Annotated in this window: 21 protein-coding genes and 1 pseudogene; 13 read left to right on the top strand and 9 right to left on the bottom strand. The window is 62.6% G+C overall.

Annotation, left to right across the window (positions count from 1 at the left end):
• Positions 1-45: 45 nt before the first annotated feature.
• On the top strand, positions 46-372 hold the full coding sequence (hspQ, locus tag ACMHLQ_RS13925) for a heat shock protein HspQ (protein ID WP_415401262.1): 327 nt from the start codon (positions 46-48) through the stop codon (positions 370-372).
• A gap of 31 nt (positions 373-403) precedes the next feature.
• Here hspQ and ACMHLQ_RS13930 read toward each other — a convergent pair whose 3' ends face one another.
• The 3 genes from ACMHLQ_RS13930 to ACMHLQ_RS13940 all read right to left on the bottom strand — a co-directional run bounded on the left by ACMHLQ_RS13930 (position 404) and on the right by ACMHLQ_RS13940 (position 3,072).
• Positions 404-1,978 carry a gamma-glutamyltransferase family protein gene (locus tag ACMHLQ_RS13930; protein WP_415401263.1) on the bottom strand — a complete coding sequence of 525 codons (1,575 nt, stop codon included), beginning with the start codon at positions 1,976-1,978 and terminating at the stop codon, positions 404-406.
• Positions 1,979-2,246: 268 nt separating this feature from the next.
• The gene (locus ACMHLQ_RS13935) at positions 2,247-2,705 is read right to left on the bottom strand and encodes an ATP-binding protein (RefSeq protein ID WP_415401264.1); all 459 of its coding nucleotides are present in this window, start codon (positions 2,703-2,705) and stop codon (positions 2,247-2,249) included.
• Positions 2,706-2,733: 28 nt separating this feature from the next.
• Positions 2,734-3,072, bottom strand: coding sequence for an STAS domain-containing protein (locus ACMHLQ_RS13940; RefSeq protein WP_415401265.1), 339 nt, complete (start codon positions 3,070-3,072; stop codon positions 2,734-2,736).
• A gap of 94 nt (positions 3,073-3,166) precedes the next feature.
• Between ACMHLQ_RS13940 and ACMHLQ_RS13945 the strand changes: the two genes are divergently transcribed.
• The 9 genes from ACMHLQ_RS13945 to rarD all read left to right on the top strand — a co-directional run bounded on the left by ACMHLQ_RS13945 (position 3,167) and on the right by rarD (position 13,288).
• Complete coding sequence (locus ACMHLQ_RS13945; protein WP_415401267.1) at positions 3,167-4,339, top strand: thiolase family protein; 1,173 nt, start codon at positions 3,167-3,169, stop codon at positions 4,337-4,339.
• Between the two features lie 70 nt (positions 4,340-4,409).
• Positions 4,410-4,862, top strand: coding sequence for a GAF domain-containing protein (locus ACMHLQ_RS13950; RefSeq protein ID WP_415401268.1), 453 nt, complete (start codon positions 4,410-4,412; stop codon positions 4,860-4,862).
• A 77-nt stretch (positions 4,863-4,939) separates the two neighbouring features.
• Positions 4,940-5,512: a helix-turn-helix domain-containing protein gene (locus ACMHLQ_RS13955; RefSeq protein ID WP_415405287.1), complete on the top strand. Its 573-nt coding sequence runs from the start codon at positions 4,940-4,942 to the stop codon at positions 5,510-5,512.
• Positions 5,512-6,132 (top strand): LysE family translocator, encoded by a 621-nt coding sequence (locus ACMHLQ_RS13960; protein ID WP_415401269.1) that lies wholly within the window; start codon positions 5,512-5,514, stop codon positions 6,130-6,132. Before ACMHLQ_RS13955 ends, ACMHLQ_RS13960 begins: the two co-directional genes overlap by 1 nt.
• Position 6,133: 1 nt before the next feature.
• Positions 6,134-6,514 carry a GFA family protein gene (locus ACMHLQ_RS13965; RefSeq protein WP_415401270.1) on the top strand — a complete coding sequence of 127 codons (381 nt, stop codon included), beginning with the start codon at positions 6,134-6,136 and terminating at the stop codon, positions 6,512-6,514.
• A gap of 2 nt (positions 6,515-6,516) precedes the next feature.
• Positions 6,517-8,964, top strand: a complete 2,448-nt coding sequence (locus ACMHLQ_RS13970) for a GcvT family protein (RefSeq protein WP_415401271.1) — start codon at positions 6,517-6,519, stop codon at positions 8,962-8,964.
• Between the two features lie 30 nt (positions 8,965-8,994).
• Positions 8,995-9,891, top strand: a complete 897-nt coding sequence (locus tag ACMHLQ_RS13975) for a homocysteine S-methyltransferase family protein (RefSeq protein WP_415401273.1) — start codon at positions 8,995-8,997, stop codon at positions 9,889-9,891.
• Between the two features lie 11 nt (positions 9,892-9,902).
• Positions 9,903-12,350 carry a GcvT family protein gene (locus ACMHLQ_RS13980; RefSeq protein WP_415401274.1) on the top strand — a complete coding sequence of 816 codons (2,448 nt, stop codon included), beginning with the start codon at positions 9,903-9,905 and terminating at the stop codon, positions 12,348-12,350.
• A 47-nt stretch (positions 12,351-12,397) separates the two neighbouring features.
• Positions 12,398-13,288, top strand: coding sequence for an EamA family transporter RarD (gene rarD, locus ACMHLQ_RS13985; RefSeq protein WP_415401275.1), 891 nt, complete (start codon positions 12,398-12,400; stop codon positions 13,286-13,288).
• Here the strand turns inward: rarD and ACMHLQ_RS13990 are convergent.
• A complete protein-coding gene (locus ACMHLQ_RS13990) occupies positions 13,285-14,082 on the bottom strand; it encodes an alpha/beta hydrolase family esterase (RefSeq protein ID WP_415401276.1) in 798 nt (265 codons plus the stop codon). The genes rarD and ACMHLQ_RS13990 overlap by 4 nt on opposite strands.
• 105 nt (positions 14,083-14,187) lie before the next feature.
• Here ACMHLQ_RS13990 and ACMHLQ_RS13995 point away from each other — a divergent pair, with 105 nt between their 5' ends.
• Positions 14,188-14,835 (top strand): RluA family pseudouridine synthase, encoded by a 648-nt coding sequence (locus tag ACMHLQ_RS13995; protein ID WP_415401277.1) that lies wholly within the window; start codon positions 14,188-14,190, stop codon positions 14,833-14,835.
• A 66-nt stretch (positions 14,836-14,901) separates the two neighbouring features.
• On the opposite strand, the gene ACMHLQ_RS14000 is transcribed toward ACMHLQ_RS13995, so the two are convergent.
• The 4 genes from ACMHLQ_RS14000 to ACMHLQ_RS14015 all read right to left on the bottom strand — a co-directional run bounded on the left by ACMHLQ_RS14000 (position 14,902) and on the right by ACMHLQ_RS14015 (position 18,453).
• Entirely contained in the window at positions 14,902-15,987 is a 1,086-nt protein-coding gene (locus tag ACMHLQ_RS14000; protein WP_415401278.1) for an Acg family FMN-binding oxidoreductase, read from the bottom strand.
• Between the two features lie 215 nt (positions 15,988-16,202).
• Entirely contained in the window at positions 16,203-16,625 is a 423-nt protein-coding gene (locus ACMHLQ_RS14005; protein ID WP_415401279.1) for an NUDIX hydrolase, read from the bottom strand.
• The gene (locus tag ACMHLQ_RS14010; RefSeq protein ID WP_415401280.1) at positions 16,622-17,518 is read right to left on the bottom strand and encodes a DMT family transporter; all 897 of its coding nucleotides are present in this window, start codon (positions 17,516-17,518) and stop codon (positions 16,622-16,624) included. Before ACMHLQ_RS14010 ends, ACMHLQ_RS14005 begins: the two co-directional genes overlap by 4 nt.
• Complete coding sequence (locus tag ACMHLQ_RS14015; protein ID WP_415401282.1) at positions 17,515-18,453, bottom strand: hypothetical protein; 939 nt, start codon at positions 18,451-18,453, stop codon at positions 17,515-17,517. The genes ACMHLQ_RS14010 and ACMHLQ_RS14015 overlap by 4 nt, the downstream gene beginning before the upstream one ends.
• A 33-nt stretch (positions 18,454-18,486) precedes the next feature.
• Between ACMHLQ_RS14015 and ACMHLQ_RS14020 the strand changes: the two genes are divergently transcribed.
• Together ACMHLQ_RS14020 and ACMHLQ_RS14025 are read left to right on the top strand one after the other, a co-directional pair.
• On the top strand, positions 18,487-19,020 hold the full coding sequence (locus ACMHLQ_RS14020; RefSeq protein WP_415401283.1) for an Lrp/AsnC family transcriptional regulator: 534 nt from the start codon (positions 18,487-18,489) through the stop codon (positions 19,018-19,020).
• A gap of 77 nt (positions 19,021-19,097) precedes the next feature.
• A complete protein-coding gene (locus ACMHLQ_RS14025) occupies positions 19,098-19,541 on the top strand; it encodes a GFA family protein (RefSeq protein WP_415401284.1) in 444 nt (147 codons plus the stop codon).
• 106 nt (positions 19,542-19,647) lie between these two features.
• Here the strand turns inward: ACMHLQ_RS14025 and ACMHLQ_RS14030 are convergent.
• Positions 19,648-21,086 (bottom strand): annotated as a pseudogene (locus tag ACMHLQ_RS14030) (aldehyde dehydrogenase family protein).
• Between the last annotated feature and the right edge of the window lie 27 nt (positions 21,087-21,113).

Genomic DNA, 21,113 nt, shown 5'->3' on the forward strand with positions numbered 1-21,113 from the left:
TGTCCCTTGCAACGTGTAGTCACGGTCGGTAGGGGGCGCAACGCTATGCTGAGAACACGCGCAAAATATCATCTGGGCCAGGTTGTCCGCCACAAAAAGCACCCCTTTCGCGGGGTCGTTTTTGATGTGGACCCCGAGTTTTCCAATACAGACGAATGGTATGAGGCCATTCCCGAGGACAGCCGCCCCAAGAAGGCGCAGCCGTTCTATCACCTGCTCGCTGAAAACGACCAAAGCTACTATGTGGCCTATGTGTCCGAGCAGAACCTTGTCGCCGACTATTCGGGCGAGCCTGTGGATCACCCCGACATTCCCGACCTGTTTGGCCCGTTCGAGGACGGGACGTACCCCCTGCATTTCCAGTTGAACTGAGCCGCGCGGTGGGCGGATTGCCCGCCTTGCGTCAGTATCCCAGGGCGCAGCCATCCTTGCGTGGGTCACTGGCACCTTCCAGAACACCGTCATCCCTGATCTGGATCGCCTGCGCCCCGCCAATCGGCGTGTCGGGGATGGTGACCGCGTGGCCCATGTCGCTGAGTTCGGCGCGCACGCTGTCGGAATAGCCCCGCTCGACCTTCATGTTGCCCGCATCCGAGAAGGCGCGCGGCGCGTCGATGGCTGCCTGCGGGTCCATGCCGAAGTCGGCTAGGTTGGTCAGGAACCGCGCGTGCCCCTTGGGCTGGTAGGCCCCGCCCATGACGCCGAACGGCATGAACGGTTTGCCATCCCTGGCCAGCATGCCCGGAATGATCGTGTGCATGGGGCGCTTGCCGCCCTTGAGTTCGTTCGGGTGCCCGTCTTCGAGCGTGAAGCCTGCGCCCCGGTTCTGGAACAGGATGCCGTACTTTTCTGACGCGATGCCCGAGCCGAAGCCGTGGAAGATCGAATAGATCAGCGACACGGCCATGCCGTCGCGGTCCACGACCGTGATGTAGATCGTATCCTTGTGCACCTGTTCGCTGAGGGCGGTGGCGTTGGGCATGGCGCGTTTGGGATCAATCAGGGCCGCCAGTTGGCTGGCGGTTTCCGGTGCCAGCATGTGGTCGAGCCGGGTGGTATGGTCCGCATCGCCCAGAAAGCGGTTGCGCGCGTCATAGGCCAGTTTCGCGGCCTCGGCTTCGATATGCGCGCGCTGGCTGCCCCAGGGGTCCATGCCCGCGATGTCGAAATGTTTGAGGATGTTGAGCATCAGGTTCGCCGTGGCGCCGTGCCCGTTTGGCGGATGCTCGACCAGGTCGATGCCTTTGTATGTGCTCTGGATCGGGGTGGTGTCGGTGCAGGCGGTCTGGGCGAAATCGTCCAGCGTGTGCTTGCCGCCCATCGCGTTGAGGGTGTTCACCATATCCTCGGCCACGTCGCCGGTGTAAAACCCGTCACGCCCGTGTTGCGCGATTTGGCGCAGCACCTTGGCCTGTCCCGGCGCGGCAAAACGCTGTCCAACCTTGGGCACCTGTCCACCGACAAGGTAGGCATCGCGCGCCGCGCCTTGCAGCACGTGCGCGTCGTTCGCCCAGTCAAAGGCCACGCGCGGTGCAACGGGCACGCCGGTTTCGGCGTAGTGGATGGCGGGGGCCAGAACCGCGTCGAGGCCCAGTTTGCCGACAGTCTCCGACAGGGTGCAGAAGGCGTCAATCGCACCGGGCACGGTCACCGCATGGGCGCTGTAGGGCGGGACAACGGCGGCGCCCGTGTTGCGCAACGCGGCCGCGTCGAGCGCGGCGGGTGCGCGACCGGAGCCGTTGAGTGCCTTGATCTGACCGCTGGCATCCGACCACAGGACGAAACAGTCGCCACCGATGCCTGTCATCTGCGGCTCGCAAATGCCCAGCAGGACGGCGCCCGCGATGGCGGCGTCCATGGCGTTGCCACCTGCTTTCATGGTTTCGATGGCTGTTTGTGCGGCAAGGGGATGCGACGTGGCGCACATGCCGGATGTGGCCAGAACGGGCGATCGGCCCGGCAGGTGAAAATCGCGCATGTGTGACCCCTTTTCGTGCAGCAGTGCCGCGCAACGTAACCGAGCGCGGGGCTTTGTCCACTTCAATGTTGGGGGCGTTAAGTTCCTCGGTGCCGCGCACTGGGTGGGGGCAATTACACGCGACACCGAGGGAAGCTATATGCAGCTACAGGAACATGTATGCCGCGCGATCAAGGCAGGAATGTGGTTTGCCGGGGGCAGTTTTGCGAATTCTGCCTGTCGGATGCCAGATCATTGGCGCACCACCTGCGCAGGCTCTGCACCGCTGTCAGGTGGATGGGCTCATGGCGACAGCCAGACGCAGGCTCAGGCGGTTTTCCGGCTCGACACGGGCATAGGTCACGTCCTTGGCCAGATCCTTGATCAGGAACCAGCCAAACCCGCCTTCGGGCATGTCACACAGATCGACATCGACATTTGCGGCAGCGCCCAGCGGCGTCTGCCCGTCCGGCATGCCGCGCCCGCGATCAACCACGGTCAAGTGCAACCCATCGCGGGCATGGGTACAGGTAATACTGATCGGCCCCTTCGGGTCGCCCGCGGGATAGGCATGTTCGATGACGTTGTTCAGCGCCTCGGCCATCACCAGTTCGACCGTGCCCGCCTCTTCCACGTCCAGCGACAGCGGGCCCAACCCATCGAGGATTTTCTTGAGCGCTTCGCGCACAGCCAATTCACCGCTCTGTACGGAGACGCGGAAGGCTGGCAGTTGAGAAACGAGGGTCATGGCGCAAGCTTTCAACGGTGACGACAACTCAGGAGTTCAACTCTTCAAGGGCCCCGTCCAATGTCGGAAAGACGCTGAACACACTGTCCATCCGTGTCAGTCGAAACACCTTGTCAACGGTGGGGGTCAGCCCGGCAAGGGCAAGGGTGCGGGACTGGCCCATATGCTTCATCGCGGCAACGATGGCCCCCAGCCCGCTTGAATCAATGAACTGCACCTCGCTGAGGTCCAGCACGACGGTGTCGCCCCCGCCATCGGTCGACGCGCGCATCGCGTCCTTGAATTCAATCGCGACAGCAGCATCAATCCGGGGGTCATGTACAGACACAACTTGCAGGTTGTTTTCTGATCGACTGCGAAGATCCATGAGCGCCCTCTTGCAATTCTCTGGTTACATTGCGTGTGTAGTGCGCAAATCTTACCAATCGGTTTCCACCTGCACGCAAAGGGGCCAGACCATCATGAAGTCAGTTGTCATCGCCGGCGCATCGCGCACACCCATGGGCGGATTTCAGGGCGCGTTGTCGCCGCTGAGCGCCTCTGATCTTGGCGGCATCGCGATCAAGGGGGCCTTGCAGGGTGCAGGGCTGGACACGGTGGACGAGGTGCTGATGGGGTGCGTTTTGCCCGCAGGGCAGGGCCAGGCCCCGGCACGACAGGCCGGGTTTGCCGCCGGTCTGGGCGAGGACGTGCCCGCCACCACGCTGAACAAGATGTGCGGATCGGGGATGAAGGCGGCGATGATGGCTTTTGACCAGATCGCGCTGGGCCATGCCGACACGATGATCGCGGGCGGGATGGAGAGCATGACAAATGCCCCCTACCTGCTGCCCAAGATGCGCGATGGCGCCCGCCTGGGCCACGGGCAGGTGATCGATCACATGTTTCTCGATGGCCTCGAAGACGCCTATGACAAGGGCCGCCTGATGGGCACTTTTGCCGAGGATTGCGCGGAAACCTACCAGTTCACCCGCGAGATCCAGGATGATTATGCCCTGACATCGCTGGCCCGCGCGCAAGAAGCCATCGCCACGGATGCCTTTGACACAGAGGTGAGCGCGGTCGAAGTCATTTCGCGCAAAGGGTCGGTGACGGTCAGCAGTGATGAGCAACCCGGCACTGCGCGGCCCGACAAGATCCTGCAGCTCAAGCCCGCCTTTCGCGAGGGGGGCACGGTGACAGCGGCAAACGCTTCTTCCATCTCGGACGGGGCGGCGGCGCTCGTGCTGGCCTCGGAGGTGGCGGCAGAGGCGCAGGGCCTGACCATCCGTGCCCGCATTCTGGGCCATGCCAGCCACGCACAGGCACCGGGCCTGTTCACCACGGCCCCGGTTCCCGCTGCACAGAAGCTGCTCGCCCGCATCGGCTGGTCCACGGATGACGTGGACCTGTGGGAGGTGAACGAGGCCTTTGCCGTGGTCCCGCTGGCCTTCATGCGCGAGATGGGGCTGAGCCATGATGTGGTGAACGTGAACGGTGGCGCCTGTGCGCTGGGCCACCCCATCGGGGCGTCGGGTGCGCGCATCATGGTGACCCTGCTGAACGCCCTTGAAAAACGGAACCTCACGCGCGGCGTGGCCGCTATCTGCATCGGCGGCGGCGAAGGAACGGCCATCGCGATCGAGCGGGTCTGACTTCTCTGTTCCAAAAATCCCGGGGTCTGGGGCAGAGCCCCAGTCCGACCTCAGCAAGAGTGAAAAACCGATGCCTGACTACGCCACATTGGCCAAGACGATCCACAGCCTGACCGACGGCGAAACCGATGCGGTGGCGCTGATGGCGACCGTTGCATGCGAAGTGCACCACAGCGATGACCGGTTCGACTGGACGGGGTTTTACCGTGTCACGGCCCCCGAGATGCTCAAGATCGGGCCGTATCAGGGCGGGCATGGCTGTTTGCAGATTCCGTTTTCACGCGGGGTGTGCGGGGCGGCCGCGCGGACGGGTGAGGTGCAACTGGTGGCGGATGTCGATGCCTTTCCGGGCCACATTGCCTGCGCCTCGTCCACCCGGTCGGAACTAGTGATTCCCGTACACAATGGCGCGGGCGCGCTGATCGCGGTCTTTGACATCGACAGTGACCAGCCGAATGCCTTTACAGCCGAGGATGCCGCCCAATTAAGTGGCATATTGGCGGGTGTCTTTCAGGCTGTTTGAGCGGCGTCATGAAAATCTGACTTGATTTTTCACGCAAAGTGACCTTACGTGAAATTCGAACAGGAATTTTCATGGCCATGCTGCATTCGGACCCCACAATCGCTCGGAGCCTCGGCGCGGACCTGCGCGCGCTGCGCAAGGCGCGTGGGCTGACCTTGCAGGACATGGCGGATGGGCTGGGCCGCTCGGTCGGGTGGCTGAGCCAGGTGGAGCGGGACCTGTCCGAGCCCTCGATCACCGATCTGCGCCATATGGCGGCTAATCTGGACATTGCCGTGTCGACCCTGTTTCGCCGGGGCACCGCCCCTGCGCGCGAAGAAGGATATGTCGTGCGCAGCGGCGCGCGCCGTCCCATCGGGTCGCGTACAGCGGGGCTGGTCGAGGAATTGCTGTCGCCTGACCTTACGGATGATTTCGAGATGGTGCATTCCACCTTCGAGCCTCATAGCGAGATCACCGAGACCGTGACACGCCCGACGCAAGAGGTCGGCTATCTGATTTCGGGCCGGTTGCAGCTGGAAATCGCGGATCAGCGGTTCACGATCCATCCCGGCGACAGTTTCCGCATTCGCGGAGAGCCCTTTCGCTGGATGAACCCCCATGACGTGCCCGCCGTGGCCATCTGGGTCATCGCGCCGCCGGTCTACTGATGTCGTTCGAGGGTTGGGTCATATTTGCGCTGTTCTGGGCCGTGTTCGTCACCACGCCAGGGCCGAACGCCGTCAATTGCATCACCAACGGGATGACCATCGGGTTTCGCCGGTCGGTGCCGGGGATCCTTGCCATCCTGACCCAGGCGACGCTGTTCCTGATCCTGTCCGCCCTTGGCATCACAGCGCTGATCGCGGCCTCGCCCACGGCGTTTTGGGTGGCCAAGCTGATCGGGGCCGGGTTCCTTGTCTATCTGGGCGTGCGGGGCTGGCTGAATGCGACGAAGCCGCCCAAGGTTGCGGCACAGTCGGGCGGCTCTGTCTATCTGCGCGCACTCGCCATCGCCACGATCAACCCCAAGAGCGTGGCGGGATACCTCGCCGCCTTTTCGCAGTTCGTGCAGCCCGACGTTCCCGTGTGGGAGCAGATGTGGCTGATCATGCCCACGGCGCTGACCATCACCGCACTCAGCTATTCGGGCTTTACCCTGCTGGGGGCCGGGATCGGGCGTGCGGCCCTGGGGGCGGTGTTCAACGTCTGGGTGCGCCGCGTGATGGCCGTGTGTTTCGTCGTTTACGGCGTCCTGCTGGGCGCGTCTGCAACACCGGGGAGGGCTTGAGATGCAGGGAAGCTGCCTGTGTGGGGGCGTCACCTATACGCTCACGGGCCCGCTGCGGGACTCGGTCGCGTGTCACTGCGTTCAGTGCCGCAAGACCAGCGGGCACTATGTCTCGGCCACGCAGGTGGGGCCGGACCAGCTGGTGATCACATCGGATGAGACGCTGACCTACTATGCCTCGTCCCCCGGTGCGCGGCGCGGGTTCTGCAACCGCTGCGGCGCGTCCCTGTTCTGGCAGCACGACGACGACAACGGCGCTGTTTCCGTCATGTCCGGCACCCTGGACGGGCCGACCGGCATGGTGACGGCCAAGCATATCTTTACGGCCTTTAAAGGCGATTACTACGACATCGCGGACAACGTTCCGCAAAGGGAGACCTGAACATGAGCGATTTTCCAACAACGGCCCGCGTGGTCATCATCGGCGGCGGGGCCGTTGGCACCTCGACCCTGTATCATCTGGCCAAGGCAGGCTGGAAAGACTGCGTTCTGCTGGAAAAGAACGAGCTGACAGCCGGGTCCACGTGGCACGCGGCGGGCAACTGCCCCAACTTCTCCGGTTCGTGGGCCGTGATGAACATGCAGCGCTATGGGCTGGAGATGTACCGGACCCTTGGCGATGACGTCGACTACCCCATGAACTACCACGTCACCGGCGCGCTGCGTCTGGCGCATTCCAAGGAGCGGATGCAGGAATTCGAGCGGGTGGCAGGCATGGGCCGCTATCAGGGCCTCGAGATGCAGATGTGCACGCCTGACGAGCTCAAGGAATTCAACCCTTTCATGGAAACCCATGATCTGGCCGGTGGTCTTTGGGACCCGCTGGACGGTGACATTGACCCGGCACAGCTGACCCAGGCCCTGGCCAAGGGCGCGCGCGAGGCTGGGGGCCGGATCGAACGGTTCTGCCCGGCCACGGGGATCGAACGCGATGGCGACGAGTGGATCGTGAAGACGCCCAAGGGCGATATCCGCTGCGAATTCGTTGCCAACTGTGCGGGCTACTACGCGCAGCGCGTAGGCGAGATGTTCAAGCCGTTCGGCGGGCGCACCGTGCCCATGGTCGTCATGTCCCACCAGTATTTCCTGACCGAGCCAATTGCCGAACTGGAAGCGTGGACCAAGGAAAAGGGCCACAAGATGCCGATGATCCGCGACGTGGATATCAGCTATTACCTGCGGCAGGATAAATACGGCCTGAACCTCGGCCCCTACGAGCGGAACTGCAAGGCGCATTGGGTCACGCCGGACGATCCGATGCCCGAGGATTTCAGCTTCCAACTCTATCCCGACGATCTGGAGCGGCTTGAGTTCTACATCGAAGACGCGATGGAGCGTGTGCCTGCGCTTGGCACCGCCGGTGTAGGGCGCAACATCAACGGCCCCATCCCATACGCGCCCGACGGTCTGCCGCTGATCGGCCCGATGCCGGGCGTCAAGAACGCGTTCGAGGGCCACTGCTTTACCTTCGGGATCGCCCAAGGGGGCGGCGCGGGCAAGGTGCTGTCCGAATGGATCATGCATGGCGAGACCGAGTGGGACATGTGGGCGACCGACCCGCGCCGCTACACCGACTATGCCGATCACGACTATTCGCTGTCCAAGGCGCTGGAAACATACGGCCACGAATACGCGATGCATTTCCCGCATCACGAATGGCCCGCAGGGCGCGACAAGAAATTGTCGCCGGTCGATGACCGTATCCGCGCGGCGGGTGGCCAGATGGGCGCCTATAACGGTTGGGAGCGGGCCAATTGGTTTGCCAAGGACGGTGACGACACGTCCGAGGAATCGACCCACACGTGGGATCGCAACGGCCCATGGGCGCCACGCGTGAAGGAAGAGGTCGAAGCCGTGCGTGACGGCGTTGGCGTTCTGGACCTGCCCGGCTTTTCCCGGTTCAACCTCGAGGGTGAAGGGGCCGCCGAATGGCTGCGGTGCCGCATTGCGGGCGCGCTGCCCAAGGCGGGTCGCATGACGCTGGGCTATTTCCCCGACAGCCGCGGCCGTATCCTGACCGAGATGTCGCTGATCCGGCATGCAGAAGACCACTTTACCCTGATCACGGCCGCGCCTGCGCAATGGCACGACTATGAGGTGCTGAAAAAGGACCTGCCAGATGGGTTGAGCCTGACCGATCACACAACCGAATTCTCGACCCTGATCGTGAGCGGACCCAAGTCGCGCGCGCTGTTCGAAGGACTGGGGGCAGAGGCCGATCTGAGCCTTGGTTGGCTGACCCATCAGGACGCCGTTGTCGCGGGCAAGGCGTGCCGGATGCTGCGCGTGTCCTTTGCAGGTGAGCTCGGTTGGGAGGTGCATGCGCCGATGGCCGACATCCCCGCGATCTATGATGCGGTGGTCGAGGCCGGGGCGACGCCCTTTGGCATGTACGCGCTGAACTCCATGCGCCTTGAAAAGGGCTATCGCGCGTGGAAGGGCGATCTGAGCACCGACTACACCCTGTTCGAGGGCGGGCTGGACCGGTTCATCAAGCTGGACAAGCCACAGGACTTCCCCGGCAAGCTGGCGCTGCAGAACGAAAAGCAGCAGGGGCCCAAGAAACGGTTTGTCACCCTGCTGGTGGACGCGGGTGATCAGGACGCGCCCTATATGTCCACGATCTGGAGCGGGGATACGGTGGTCGGCGAAACCACGTCGGGCGACTGGGGGTATCGCGTGAACGCCTCCATCGCGCTGGGTGTGGTGCGCACGGACTTGTCCGAACCTGGGTCCGAGCTTGAGGTCGAGATGTACGGGAAACGCTACAAGGCGACCGTGCAGCCCGACCAACCCCTGTGGGATCCGGCCAACGAACGGCTGCGGGCGTGATCACGCGCGCAGAGCCCGAGGGGCACGGGAATGGCTGATATCACCCTGCTGGATGGCGGGATGGGGCAGGAACTGGTGCACCGCGCCGGGGACAAACCCACGCCGTTGTGGTCGACGCAGATCATGTTGGATCATCCCGGCATGGTCACGCAGGTGCACGCGGATTTCTTTGCCGCCGGTGCCACCATCGCTACGACCAACAGCTATGCCATCCACCATGACCGGCTGACCGACACGCCCGTCGAGGGCGCGTTTTCCGCCCTTCATCAAAGCGCGCTGTTCGAGGCGCGCACGGCGCGGCGCGAGCACGGGTCGGGCCGGATTGCTGGCGCCATCGGGCCGCTTGGGGCCAGCTATCGCCCTGACCTGCACCCAGGCTCGGATGTGGCGGTGCCGCTGTTCGCCGAGATTGCCAACCTGCTGGCCCCGGCCTGCGATCTGCTGATCGGGGAAACGGTGTCGTCCGTTGCACATGCGCGCGATCTGCTCGCCGCTTGCGCCCCCACGGGCAAGCCGGTTTGGCTGGCGCTGACGGTGGATGACACGGACGGTTCGAAACTGCGCTCGGGCGAGCCTGTGGCCGATGCCGTGCCCGTTGCCGAAGCCGGTGGGGCCAGCGCAATCCTGATCAACTGCTCGACGCCCGAGGCGATCCCGGCGGCGCTTGCCAGCCTCGCGCAATCGTCCTTGCCCTTTGGTGCCTATGCCAACGGGTTCGAACAGATCAGCGACGGGTTTCTGGGCGACAAGCCCACAGTCGACAGCCTGTCGGCCCGCCGCGATTTCACGCCCGAACTTTATGCCGATCACGTCATGCGCTGGGTCGCCAGCGGGGCCACCATTGTCGGGGGCTGCTGCGAAGTCAGCCCCGCCCATATTGCCGAAATTGCCCGCCGCTTGCGCAGCGACGGCCACACCATCATCTGAGGATACCGCCCATGCCTGATCTTCCCTCCTCTGCCCGCGTTGTCATCATTGGTGGCGGCGTCATTGGCTGCTCTGTCGCCTATCACCTGACCAAGCTGGGGTGGACAGACGTGGTGCTGCTGGAACGCAAGCAGTTGACCTCGGGCACCACGTGGCACGCGGCTGGCCTGATTGCACAACTGCGCGCAACGGCGAACATGACGAAACTGGCCCGCTATTCCCAAGAGCTGTATGGCGATCTTGAGGCTGAGACGGGCGTCGCCACAGGCTTCAAACGGGTGGGGTCGATCACTGCCGCCCTGACCGACGAGCGGCTGGAAGAGTTGCGCCGCCAGGCCGGGATGGCCCGCGCCTTTGGCGTGGAGGTGGAGGAGATTTCGCCCAGCGAGGTGAAGGCCCGCTATGAGCATCTGAATATCGAGGATGTGACCGGCGGCGTCTACCTGCCGCTCGACGGGCAGGGCGATCCAGCCAACATCGCGCTGGCGCTGGCCAAGGGCGCGCGTCAACGCGGGGCCAAGGTGCAGGAACGTGTTGCTGTGACCAACATCCTGCGCGAAGGCCGGAAGGTCACCGGCGTTGACTGGAAAGGCGAGGATGGCAGCGACGGCCACATCGCCTGCGAGATGATCGTGAACTGTGCGGGCATGTGGGGCCACGAGGTTGGGCGCATGGCGGGCGTGAACGTGCCGCTGCAAGCCTGCGAGCATTTCTATATCGTGACCGAGGCGATCAAGGACCTGAAGCAACTGCCGGTCCTGCGCATCCCCGACGAGTGCGCCTATTACAAGGAAGATGCAGGGAAAATCCTGTTGGGCGCGTTCGAGCCCAATGCCAAGCCATGGGCGGTCGACGGCATTCCGCGCGACTTTGAATTCGACCAACTGCCCGAGGATTTCGACCACTTCGAGCCGATTCTCGAGGCGGCTGTGAACCGTCTGCCAATGCTGGCAGAGGCGGGGATTCACACGTTCTTTAACGGTCCTGAATCCTTCACCCCTGACGATGCCTATCACCTTGGCCTCGCGCCCGAGATGGACAATGTTTGGGTTGCTTGCGGCTTTAACTCCATCGGCATCCAGTCGGCAGGCGGCGCTGGCATGGCGCTGGCGCAGTGGATGGAGGACGGCGACAAACCCTTTGATCTGGGCGACGTGGACATTTCCCGCATGCAGCCGTTCATGGGCAACAAGACCTACCTCGCCGATCGTTCGACCGAGACGCTGGGCTTGCTGTACGCCGATCACTTCCCCTTCCGCCAAAAGGCCACGGCACGTGGTGTGCGGCGCACGCCGTTCCACAACCACCTGATCGAACGGGGCGCGGTCATGGGCGAATTGGCAGGCTGGGAACGCGCCAACTGGTTCGCGCGCGACGGGCAGGAACCGGCCTATGACTACAGCTGGTCGCGCCAGAACTTTTTCGACAACGTGCGCGAAGAGCACATGGCCGTGCGCCAGAACGTGGGCATGTACGATATGTCGTCCTTCGGCAAGATCCGGGTGGAAGGGCGCGATGCCGAGGCGTTCATGAACTATGTGGGCGGCGGCAACTATTCGGTGCCGAATGGCAAGATCGTCTATACACAATTCCTGAACAATTCCGGTGGGATCGAGGCGGATGTGACCGTGACCCGGCTGAGCGACACCGCCTATCTGGTGGTGACCCCTGCCGCCACCCGCCTGGCCGACCAGACGTGGATGATGCGCCATGTGGGTGATTTCAACGTGGTCATCACCGATGTCACGGCGGGCGAGGGCGTGCTGGCCATCATGGGGCCGCGTTCGCGCGAATTGCTGAACGCTGTATCCCCTGCGGATTTATCGAACGAAAACAATCCGTTCGGCACCGCGCAAGAGATCGAGATCGGCATGGGCCTCGCTCGCATCCACCGCGTGACCTACGTGGGCGAGCTGGGCTGGGAGGTTTATGTCGGTGCCGACATGGCGGGCCATGTGTTCGAGACGTTGCACGAGGCGGGCCAAGGCATGGGCCTGAAAATGTGCGGCATGCACATGATGGACACCTGCCGAATCGAAAAGGGCTTCCGCCACTTTGGGCACGACATCACCTGCGAGGATCACGTGATGGAGGCGGGCCTCGGCTTTGCCGTCAAGAAGGACAAGCCGTCCTTCATCGGGCGCGATGCGGTGCTGCGCAAACAGGACGAGGGGCTGAGCAACCGGATGCTGCAATTCAAGCTGACCGACCCCGAGCCGCTGCTGTATCACAACGAACCTATCGTGCGGGACGGCGAGATTGTCGGCTACCTCAGCTCTGGCGCCTATGGGCACCATCTGGGCGGTGCGATGGGTCTTGGCTATGTGCCTTGCAAGGGCGAGACGGCAGCGGATGTTCTGGCCTCGACCTACGAGATCGACGTGGCGGGCACGCGGGTGCGGGCCGAGGCATCGCTGAAGCCGATGTATGATCCGAAATCGGAGCGTGTGAAGGCGTGACGCGCCGGTAATGCGGTGCTAGGGGTGGGGTCGAAAGGACCCCCCTCATGTCTCAGAATTCCGGTGATACGCCTGCGGGCCTGGGCTTTGCCTTTGGGGCCTACTTTCTGTGGGGCTTTCTGCCGCTTTACATGAAGATGCTCAGCCATGTTGGACCGGCCGAAGTGGTGGCGCACCGCGTCATCTGGTCGGTGCCGCTGGCAGGTATTCTGCTGGTATTGCTGCGTCGCACGGGCGACTTGCGTGTTGCGCTCACCAGTCCGCGCACCTTGGCGATGGGCTGTGTCACGGCGGCACTGATCACCGTGAACTGGGGCATTTACGTCTGGGCGATTGCGTCTGATCGCACGCTGGATGCGGCCCTTGGGTACTACATCAACCCGCTGTTTTCTGTCGCCCTGGGGGCCATCCTGCTGCGTGAAAAGCTGAGCCGCGCGCAATTGGTGGCCATCGCATTGGCGGCCTGCGCGGTGGTGGTTCTGACCGTGTCGGCGGGCACAGTGCCCTGGGCGGCGATTGGCCTGACGGTCACGTGGGGGTTCTATGCGCTGGCGAAAAAGCAGTTGCCCATCGGTCCGAACCAGGGGTTTCTGCTGGAGGTTCTGATCCTGCTGGTCCCGGCGCTGGCCTATGTTGCGTGGCTGGGTTGGACCGGGCAGGGCGCGTTTCTGGTTGGGGATGCGGGCACCGACTGGCTGCTCTTGGGTTGCGGTGCGGTCACGGCTATCCCGTTGATATTGTATGCGAACGGGGCCAAGGGGCTGCGCCTGACCACGATTGCCGTGCTGCAATACATCGCGCCCACGATGATTTTCCTGTGCGCCGTGGTGGTGTTCAAGGAACCGTTCGGGCAGGCGCGCATGATTGCGTTTCCGATGATCTGGGCGGCGCTGGTGATTTACTCCGTCACCATGCTGCGCGAGATGCGGCGGGCCTAGGCCCCTTCGAACCAGTCGCGGGCCATCGTTGTCCAACCACGCGGGAGGCCGTGGCCGCCGTCGTGTTCGCAGAATTTGATCGCGCCTTCTGCACAGCTGGCCGCCCACGTCCGGCAGCGGAACCGGTCGCCGATCTCGATGCTGTCGGGGTGGCTGCGGCACTGGTTGGCCGCGCGGGCGAGGGCCAGGCTGTCCCACAGGCTGCCCTGATGCCAGTCGCGGATCGCGCGCCCCTCGAACGGGACCTGGTTGTCGCCAAATCCGTGGATTTGCAGGAAGCGGACGGGGACGTTGGGGCAGTCGGTTGTGTCGTTGGGTTCACGCAGCGCACCCGAGACCGAAGCGAAGCCGGCGAAGTGCTCTGCCGCCTTGCAGGCCATGAGCCAGGCCATGGAGCCACCTGCGGAAAACCCGGCGACATAGATGCGGTCCGGGTCGATGGAGGCTTTGGTTTGTGCATCGGCGATCACGTCGAGGACGAACGCCACATCGTCGCGTTCGCTGCCATCCCGGCCTGCCCAGCGGCGGGAATTGCGCCCCTGGATAGGTGTGCCGTTGGGGGCGATGACGACATAACCTGCATCGGCGAAATCCGACTTGATCCCGCCGCGAAAGATCATTTGCCCGGTGGCGTTGTGGCCGTGAAAAAACACCAGCGCCGGTTTGGGTTCCGCGCCGCCTGCGCTGTCGATCATGTGGTAGCTGCCGCTGTCTATCTTACAGGGCGCGTCGGGGCCGCATTGGGCGAAAGCGAGGGACGGGAGGGCGAGGAGCAGGGCGGCCAAGTACTTCATATGTCGGAGTGAACACGCGCAGTCACATGATGCAAACGGTGATGTTCGCCCTCGCCGAAACGTGAAGGGGGTTGCGCAAGGATCGCGCATTTGAGAGGCGGGGGCATGAGTGACACCTATGCCCCCCCGCAGGACCCGTTGGTCGTGCTGCATGACGATGCCGAGATGCTGGTGGTGGACAAGCCGTCGGGGTTGCTGAGCGTGCCGGGCAAGGGGGAGCATCTGGCCGACTGCTTGATTGCGCGGGTGCAGGCAGTGTGGCCGCAGGCGCTGCTGGTGCACCGGTTGGATCGGGACACAAGCGGGGTGATGGTGTTTGGCCTGACGCCCCATGCACAGCGGTTTCTGGGCAAGCAGTTCGAGTTGCGCGCGGCCAAAAAAGCCTATGTGGCACGGGTCTGGGGGCGGCTGACGCCGAAGACGGGGCGGGTCGATCTGCCCGTTGTCGTGGACTGGCCGAACCGACCCAAGCAGCATGTGGATCATGAGAATGGCAAGCCTGCGGTGACCGATTGGCGGGTGCTGCGCGACAGTGAGGCCGAAAGCCGCGTGCGCCTGATGCCGCAGACGGGGCGCAGCCACCAGCTGCGCGTGCATATGCTGGCGCTGGGTCATCCGATCCTGGGTGATCCGTTCTATGCGGACGGGGCTGCGCGCGATTTCGAGCGGCTGATGCTGCATTCCGAAGAACTGAAGATCAAGCATCCCGACAGTGGCCGGATGATGCGTTTCCGCGCCGCCGCACCGTTCTGACATTCGACCAGGTATCGAAGTGTTCTGCGAGGGTGACACGTGATGCGTAGGCGCCCTTACCCGTCTTTAGACCATCACGTCCTCGACCGGGCGCCGTAGAGACATCGGCAAGAGCGGCGCGCGACCGAAACGCACGACGAGATCGGGCCGCACACCCGGTATTCCGAGCCAGCGAGCAATTTCGGTACGCACCGCCGGCACCTCGATCGGTTGATTGATATGTGCATTCCGCAGTCCAAGCGCTGTCGCTTGGAGCGCGAAGCGTTCAAAGCTCCGGCCAACCTTTATCCAATGCAATGGATCGGCCTGCGCACCAACGAACACCGCAACTCCGGCCGATGATTTGATGTGATCCCGGTATTTCGCATTCTCGGCGTCTTTGGTGAAGAACGCGTTGAACAAGTGGCCCCCCATCCACTCCGGAACGACCGGATTTCCGGAACAGGCACTGAACAGGCCATCCCCGCGCGATATGGCGTGTTCGGGGCTGAACCGCAGCCAGTTGCGCAATTCCGCGACAAAGGCCGGGTCATCCATCTGGGCGCTGTTTCCTTCGACGACAAAATCGGAAATTCCTTCCAGCTCTGCCGGGTCAGTGAAAATCAATACCGAGACCCCGTCCCGCTGCGCCGCTGCCTTCAGAAGTTGGACGTCGTTGGTGGTGATGGATTGCCCGTCATAGGCGGATCTGGTCGATTGCCTGAACGGGATCGTTTGATAAAGGGCGTCATCGGCCGGTGAGCCATGGCCAAGCACGATGTCAATTCGCGGATCCGGACCGCCCTCGATTGCGACCTCCGCCGGTCGTCCGTGCGCAGCCGAAGCAATAACGAGGTTCTCGCAAGCGCATCCAAGGCTTACAAACAGGTGATGGTCATCCGGGTCGACGACGTCCGTCCGACGTGAGAAATCCGGAAGGATCTTGATCCCTGCCTCATCCAGCCGAAACCTCCAGGGTTGCGTGTTGTGCCCGTTCGCCGCAAGCGTCGACATCCTCAGCAGGTCATGAAGCGTTGGATCACTGGAAAGGAGCCGCCGTTGATGCTCCACCTCTTCTTGGTACCCGTCGAGGCGTGGCCAAAGACCGTATCCAAGGGTACCAATCGCGGCAACGGACAGACCAGACGCAACAAGTGTTCGGCGTGACAGCATGCCGACGATCCCCCTTCTGGACGTCCCCATAGGGTATGCAGGTTGTGCCGGGTCACTGTTGATATTGGTCAAAGGGAAACGCGGGACACATCAAGCGACTTTAAGGGGGCTGAACCGGTCAATGGTGTGGATTGCTACAGCCAGCAGTCTGGGCACTGTGAGGCCCTGTGCCATGACGTGAACGGACGAAGGCAGAGCCTGGGTCGTTTGAAAGATCAGTCTCGGAAACTGGACGCGAGTTTTATGACACTGTCGACATGCTGGCTGCACGCCATCATGCCGGACAGCACGTCGTTGACGGCCCACCATTGCGCCTCGCTGACATCATCCTGGGCGACAGGTTCGCCAGATCGGTATTCGCAAAGCACGGCTGCAAGCAGGAAGTGGAACCGGACCGTACCGTCCGGGCTATGGTGAATTACATCTACATTTGTCAGGTAGCGGACCGGATGTCCGATCACGCCGGTTTCTTCGCGCAGCTCACGTGCGGCGGCATCCATCGTGGTTTCACCGAAGTCTACGTGCCCGCCAGGAAACCCCCACAGGCCTGCATCTGGTTCGTTCCGACGCTTGACCAGAAGGACTTGACCGTTGTTGACCATGACCGCCAGTGCGGCGAGCTTTGGATGATTTGTCATGATGCGTGCCTTTCCGAGCGCGGAAGCGAGAGAAACCCCGCGACCACGATCACCACAATCCCTGCCAGCGACAGCGCCGCAGGTACTTCCCCAAAAAAGATTGCACCCCAGACCAGACTAAATGCGAGGTAGCTGTAGTCGAAGGCTGCGACGGTCGCAGGCGGGCCGTTCTGGTAGGCGATGGCCGCCCCGACACTGCCAATCAGGATCATCGCCGCGAGTGCGGCCACGATACCAAGCAGTGAGAGATCGAGGCCCTGCCACGGGCCAAAGATGAATGACCCCTCCTGACCGGAGAAAAGACCCAGTGCGGCCCCTGCGATGATGAAGGCGACGTTGAGCGCCAGGGCCAGTGCAAACGGATCATCGTTTCGGCATTTTCGCGACGTCAGCACCATCGCGCAGGCGTAGAGAAATGCGGCCAGCAGCGGCAACAGGGTTGCCAGATCAAAGCCGGAAGCGTCCGGGCGCAGGATCAAGACGACGCCCGCGAACCCGAGGAGGATGGCGAACAAGACCCGCGGGACGGGCCAGCGGCGCGCAAGGACGGCCGCGACAAGTGTGATCAGGATCGGCGATGTGTAGTAGGCCGCTGCCGCCAGCGACAGGGGCATGAGCGGCAAGGCGGAGTAGTAGCTGAGCCACATTGTGACGAGCAGGATACTGCGGATCACGACCCAGAACAGAGAGCCAAAGGCGCGGAACCCGTTCCGCCGCGCCAACAGCCACAGGGGCGGCAAAACAAGGGCGGATCGCAGGATATACATCTGCCAGAGCGGCAGATCGAGGCCGGTGGCCTTGATGATCGCATCGCCAAGCGACAGGGCCAAGACAGCGATGACAACCGCGCCGACCGCAAGCCCCGTCCGATAGTTCGGTGTTTCCGCTGTCACGTCCCCAAAACCTTTCCATTGGCGTGCCTCGCTCCGCCATATGCCGCGAGGAGCGCGCCTGCGAAGTAGATCATCAGGCCGGTCATTGTCGCGGGCGCATAGTCCACCCGACCCTCAACCATCTGGAACAGAAAGACAAACAGCGGGCCAAGTGCCGTGATTGCCGCCAGCGTCAGTGTGGACATGAGCGAGATCGCCTTTTGCATGGCAAAGACGGGGAATGCCATGATGACGAACCCGATCAGCACCACAGTTACCAACCCACCGGGATCGACTGCGCCCTTGTGATCGAAGCCAGCCCAGGCCGCCCCGAGCGCCACCAGCACATAAAGCGGGAACCGCAGACCGTATTGAGCGACAGGTGCGACCCCAAGACGGTCGAGCCGCTGGCTGTAGATCATCATGGCGGCAAGGCTGAGCGCAGAGACGCAAGTCAGCAGCAAACCGGTCGCCGCCACACTCCATCCACCGCGCACAAAGCCGGATTGGCCAAGCAGGGTGATCGCCACGAGATAGCCGACACCGATCACCACAATGAGCAGGCCCAATCCCTCGACCCGGTTGCGCAACGGAGAGGCTTCGCGCACACCGAACGCCGCCGCGACAAGAATGGCAACCGGGATCAGGCCCGAGAAGATCGTGAAAACAACCGCTGGTTCGATCATTTGCAGAGCGAAGAAATATGCGATCCAGACAATTGCTGTCGAGATGTTCAGCCCGAACAGGGTGGCCCCATTCATCCACGCTGCCGCCAGTTGATCCGGCGTGCGCAGGCCCGCCCAGACCAGCGTTCCGGCGGCGGTGAACCCGAACACGGCGGCACCGATCAGAAAGGAGTCGTAGTCCTGGAACACGGCGCCGAAAAAGACGGCCTGGGCCGCTTCGAGGATGACAAAGGTGAAGGCCCAGATCAGGCCGGCCGTCGCGCTGTTCATACTGAAACCCCCGTTGTCCTCAGACCGTCTACGATGAAACCGGTGGACGATGTGGTCAAAATCGCCGAAAATGTGGAGATATGGACCACGTGGCTTTCAATGATGGATGATCTGGACCTCAGGATTGTCGCCGCCCTTCAGGCGGACGGCACGCTGACCAAGGCCGAGTTGGCCGATGCAGTCGGATCGACACCTTCAACCTGTTTACGCCGGTTGGCCGACTTGCGACGCACCGGCATTCTGGCGCGCTGCGTCTACCTTGCCGATCCTGCAAAACTGGGTCGTGGCATCCGGGCGATCATCAATGTCACGACCCGCAACCACACAAAAGACATGCGCACATCCTTCGCGGCTCGTATTTCCGACGAACCGGCAATCACGCAAGCCTATGGCGTGACAGGCGACCTTGATGCGGTGTTGATCGGTCATTTCGGTGACATGGAGGAGTATCAGGCGCTGTGCGACCGGTTGTTCGACAGTGACCCGGATGTGGTGCGCTATACGACGCTGTTCGCCGTCGAAACCTACAAGGATTCGACCATCATCGCCCCGTTGGGCCAGGATTGAGCGCGGACAATCCGGCCCTTCTACCCGGTCAGATTGCGTTCTTCGTGAATGGCAGAAGTTGATGTAGTTTGGTGCCAATGAAACGGACGGCAACATGTAGATGCGGACAACTCACCGCGACCTGCGAAGGTGAGCCTGTTCGCGTATCAGTCTGCCACTGCCTGGAATGTCAAAAACGCTCAGGCAGTGCATTTGCAACGCAAGCGCGCTGGAACGAAGGCGACGTAGAGATTTCTGGAAACTTCAAAGTTTGGGAAAGGCTTGCCGACAGTGGCCACAAAGCGACCTATCAGTTTTGCCCGGATTGCGGATCAACGCTTGCTTATGTGATTGAAGGCTGGCCCGGCGTCATTGCCATCCCGGTAGGCGCGTTCGCAGATTTGAACTTTCCCCCGCCGCGCTTTTCCGTCTACGAGCATCGAAAGCACCCTTGGGTCGAAATTCTGGGTGATCATGTCGAGCACTCGTCCGATCCAAGTGTCGCATTTCGCCAAGGCAAACTGAAAGAAACCAAACCTTAGCCATACAGAGTTGTTGCGGTAGGTCCGGGCTCTACCCGGACCTGGATCCAAACACAGCCGAGGGCATGCGTTTCAGGGCGGGGTGAGCCCCGCCCTGCGCGTTGGTTTACTCTGCCGCCCAGCCTGACACCGCCTTCACCTCGAGGAAATCCTCGATGCCCCAGATGCCGCCCTCGCGTCCGTTGCCGGACTGTTTCATACCACCAAAGGGTGAGCCTGCGGCGCGCGACGTGCCGTTCATCTCGACCATGCCTGAGCGCAGTTTGGTTGCCATCCGGTTCAGGCGCGCGCCGTCCTGCGTCTGGACATAGTTGGTGAGGCCATAGACCGTGTCATTTGCAATCTCCACGGCCTCTTCCTCTGTCTCGAACGGGATGATCGACAGGACGGGGCCAAAGATTTCCTCGCGCGCGATGGTCATGTCGTTGGTCACATCCGCAAACACGGTCGGGCGCACATAGAATCCCTTGTTGAACCCTTCGGGGCGACCCGGGCCACCGGCGACCAGCTTGGCCCCTTCGGCAATCCCCTTTTCGATCAGGCCCTGGATCTTGTTCCACTGGGCTTCGTTCACGACGGGGCCGATATGGCGCCCTTCTTCGCTTGCAGGGCCGACGGTGACCTTGCCTACGACCGCTGCGGCCTCTTCCACCGCCGCGTCGTATTTGCCGCGCTGCACCAGCATGCGAGAGGGGGCGTTGCAGGACTGGCCTGTGTTGTTCATCATGTGCAGCACACCGCGTTTGACGGCCTTTTCATCGGCATCGTCAAAGATGACGTTCGCCCCTTTGCCGCCCAGTTCCAGATGCACGCGTTTCAACGTGTCGGCGGCATTTTTCGAGATCAGCGTGCCCGCGCGCGATGACCCGGTGAAGGAAACCATATCGACATCCTTGTGCCCCGACAGGACCGTGCCGACGCCCGCGCCGTCGCCGTTCACCATGTTGAATACACCGGGGGGAAGCCCGCCTCGTCCATCATCTCGGCAAAGATCATGGCATTGAGGGGGGATTCCTCGGACGGTTTCAACACCATGGTGCAGCCCGCGATAGCGGCGGCCCCGACCTTGAGCGTGACTTGGTTCATCGGCCAGTTCCACGGCGTGATCAGAGCGGCGACGCCGACGGGTTCGTGGATGATCCTGTCATTCGGGGCGTGATCTCCCAAAGGCTTGATAAAGTCGAAGGACTTGGCGGCGCGGATGAAGTTTTTGAGATGGTAGGTGCCTGCGCCGACCTGCTGGCCGCGCGACATGTCCACGGGCGCGCCCATTTCGGCGGACATGGCGGTGGCAAGATCCTCGGCGCGGGCATTGTAGACCTCGATCAGTTTCTCGACCAACGCGATCCGCTCGGACGGGTCGGTGGCCATCCAGGCGGGAAAGGCAGCCTTGGCAGCGGCGATGGCAGCCTCGGCATCCTCTTGCCCGCCAAGCGAGATGACGGCGGTGGGTTCTTCGGTGGAGGGGTCGATGACGTGGTGGTCGGTGCCGTTGATCGGGGCGACCCACTGGCCGTTGATATAGAAGTCGCGTTTCTCGAGCATGGTGATGCCTTTCCTGTGCGTTTGGGG

It is taken from the genome of Tateyamaria algicola, assembly GCF_047715485.1.
Taxonomy (GTDB): Bacteria; Pseudomonadota; Alphaproteobacteria; order Rhodobacterales; family Rhodobacteraceae; genus Tateyamaria.

Bases quoted from the DNA above. Each gene is read 5' to 3' on its own strand.
- hspQ (WP_415401262.1), top strand. From the start codon at position 46: ATGCTGAGAACACGCGCAAAATATCATCTGGGCCAGGTTGTCCGCCAC.
- ACMHLQ_RS13930 (WP_415401263.1), bottom strand. From the start codon at position 1,978: ATGCGCGATTTTCACCTGCCGGGCCGATCGCCCGTTCTGGCCACATCC.
- ACMHLQ_RS13935 (WP_415401264.1), bottom strand. From the start codon at position 2,705: ATGACCCTCGTTTCTCAACTGCCAGCCTTCCGCGTCTCCGTACAGAGC.
- ACMHLQ_RS13940 (WP_415401265.1), bottom strand. From the start codon at position 3,072: ATGGATCTTCGCAGTCGATCAGAAAACAACCTGCAAGTTGTGTCTGTA.
- ACMHLQ_RS13945 (WP_415401267.1), top strand. From the start codon at position 3,167: ATGAAGTCAGTTGTCATCGCCGGCGCATCGCGCACACCCATGGGCGGA.
- ACMHLQ_RS13950 (WP_415401268.1), top strand. From the start codon at position 4,410: ATGCCTGACTACGCCACATTGGCCAAGACGATCCACAGCCTGACCGAC.
- ACMHLQ_RS13955 (WP_415405287.1), top strand. From the start codon at position 4,940: ATGCTGCATTCGGACCCCACAATCGCTCGGAGCCTCGGCGCGGACCTG.
- ACMHLQ_RS13960 (WP_415401269.1), top strand. From the start codon at position 5,512: ATGTCGTTCGAGGGTTGGGTCATATTTGCGCTGTTCTGGGCCGTGTTC.
- ACMHLQ_RS13965 (WP_415401270.1), top strand. From the start codon at position 6,134: ATGCAGGGAAGCTGCCTGTGTGGGGGCGTCACCTATACGCTCACGGGC.
- ACMHLQ_RS13970 (WP_415401271.1), top strand. From the start codon at position 6,517: ATGAGCGATTTTCCAACAACGGCCCGCGTGGTCATCATCGGCGGCGGG.
- ACMHLQ_RS13975 (WP_415401273.1), top strand. From the start codon at position 8,995: ATGGCTGATATCACCCTGCTGGATGGCGGGATGGGGCAGGAACTGGTG.
- ACMHLQ_RS13980 (WP_415401274.1), top strand. From the start codon at position 9,903: ATGCCTGATCTTCCCTCCTCTGCCCGCGTTGTCATCATTGGTGGCGGC.
- rarD (WP_415401275.1), top strand. From the start codon at position 12,398: ATGTCTCAGAATTCCGGTGATACGCCTGCGGGCCTGGGCTTTGCCTTT.
- ACMHLQ_RS13990 (WP_415401276.1), bottom strand. From the start codon at position 14,082: ATGAAGTACTTGGCCGCCCTGCTCCTCGCCCTCCCGTCCCTCGCTTTC.
- ACMHLQ_RS13995 (WP_415401277.1), top strand. From the start codon at position 14,188: ATGAGTGACACCTATGCCCCCCCGCAGGACCCGTTGGTCGTGCTGCAT.
- ACMHLQ_RS14000 (WP_415401278.1), bottom strand. From the start codon at position 15,987: ATGCTGTCACGCCGAACACTTGTTGCGTCTGGTCTGTCCGTTGCCGCG.
- ACMHLQ_RS14005 (WP_415401279.1), bottom strand. From the start codon at position 16,625: ATGACAAATCATCCAAAGCTCGCCGCACTGGCGGTCATGGTCAACAAC.
- ACMHLQ_RS14015 (WP_415401282.1), bottom strand. From the start codon at position 18,453: ATGAACAGCGCGACGGCCGGCCTGATCTGGGCCTTCACCTTTGTCATC.
- ACMHLQ_RS14020 (WP_415401283.1), top strand. From the start codon at position 18,487: ATGAAACCGGTGGACGATGTGGTCAAAATCGCCGAAAATGTGGAGATA.
- ACMHLQ_RS14025 (WP_415401284.1), top strand. From the start codon at position 19,098: ATGAAACGGACGGCAACATGTAGATGCGGACAACTCACCGCGACCTGC.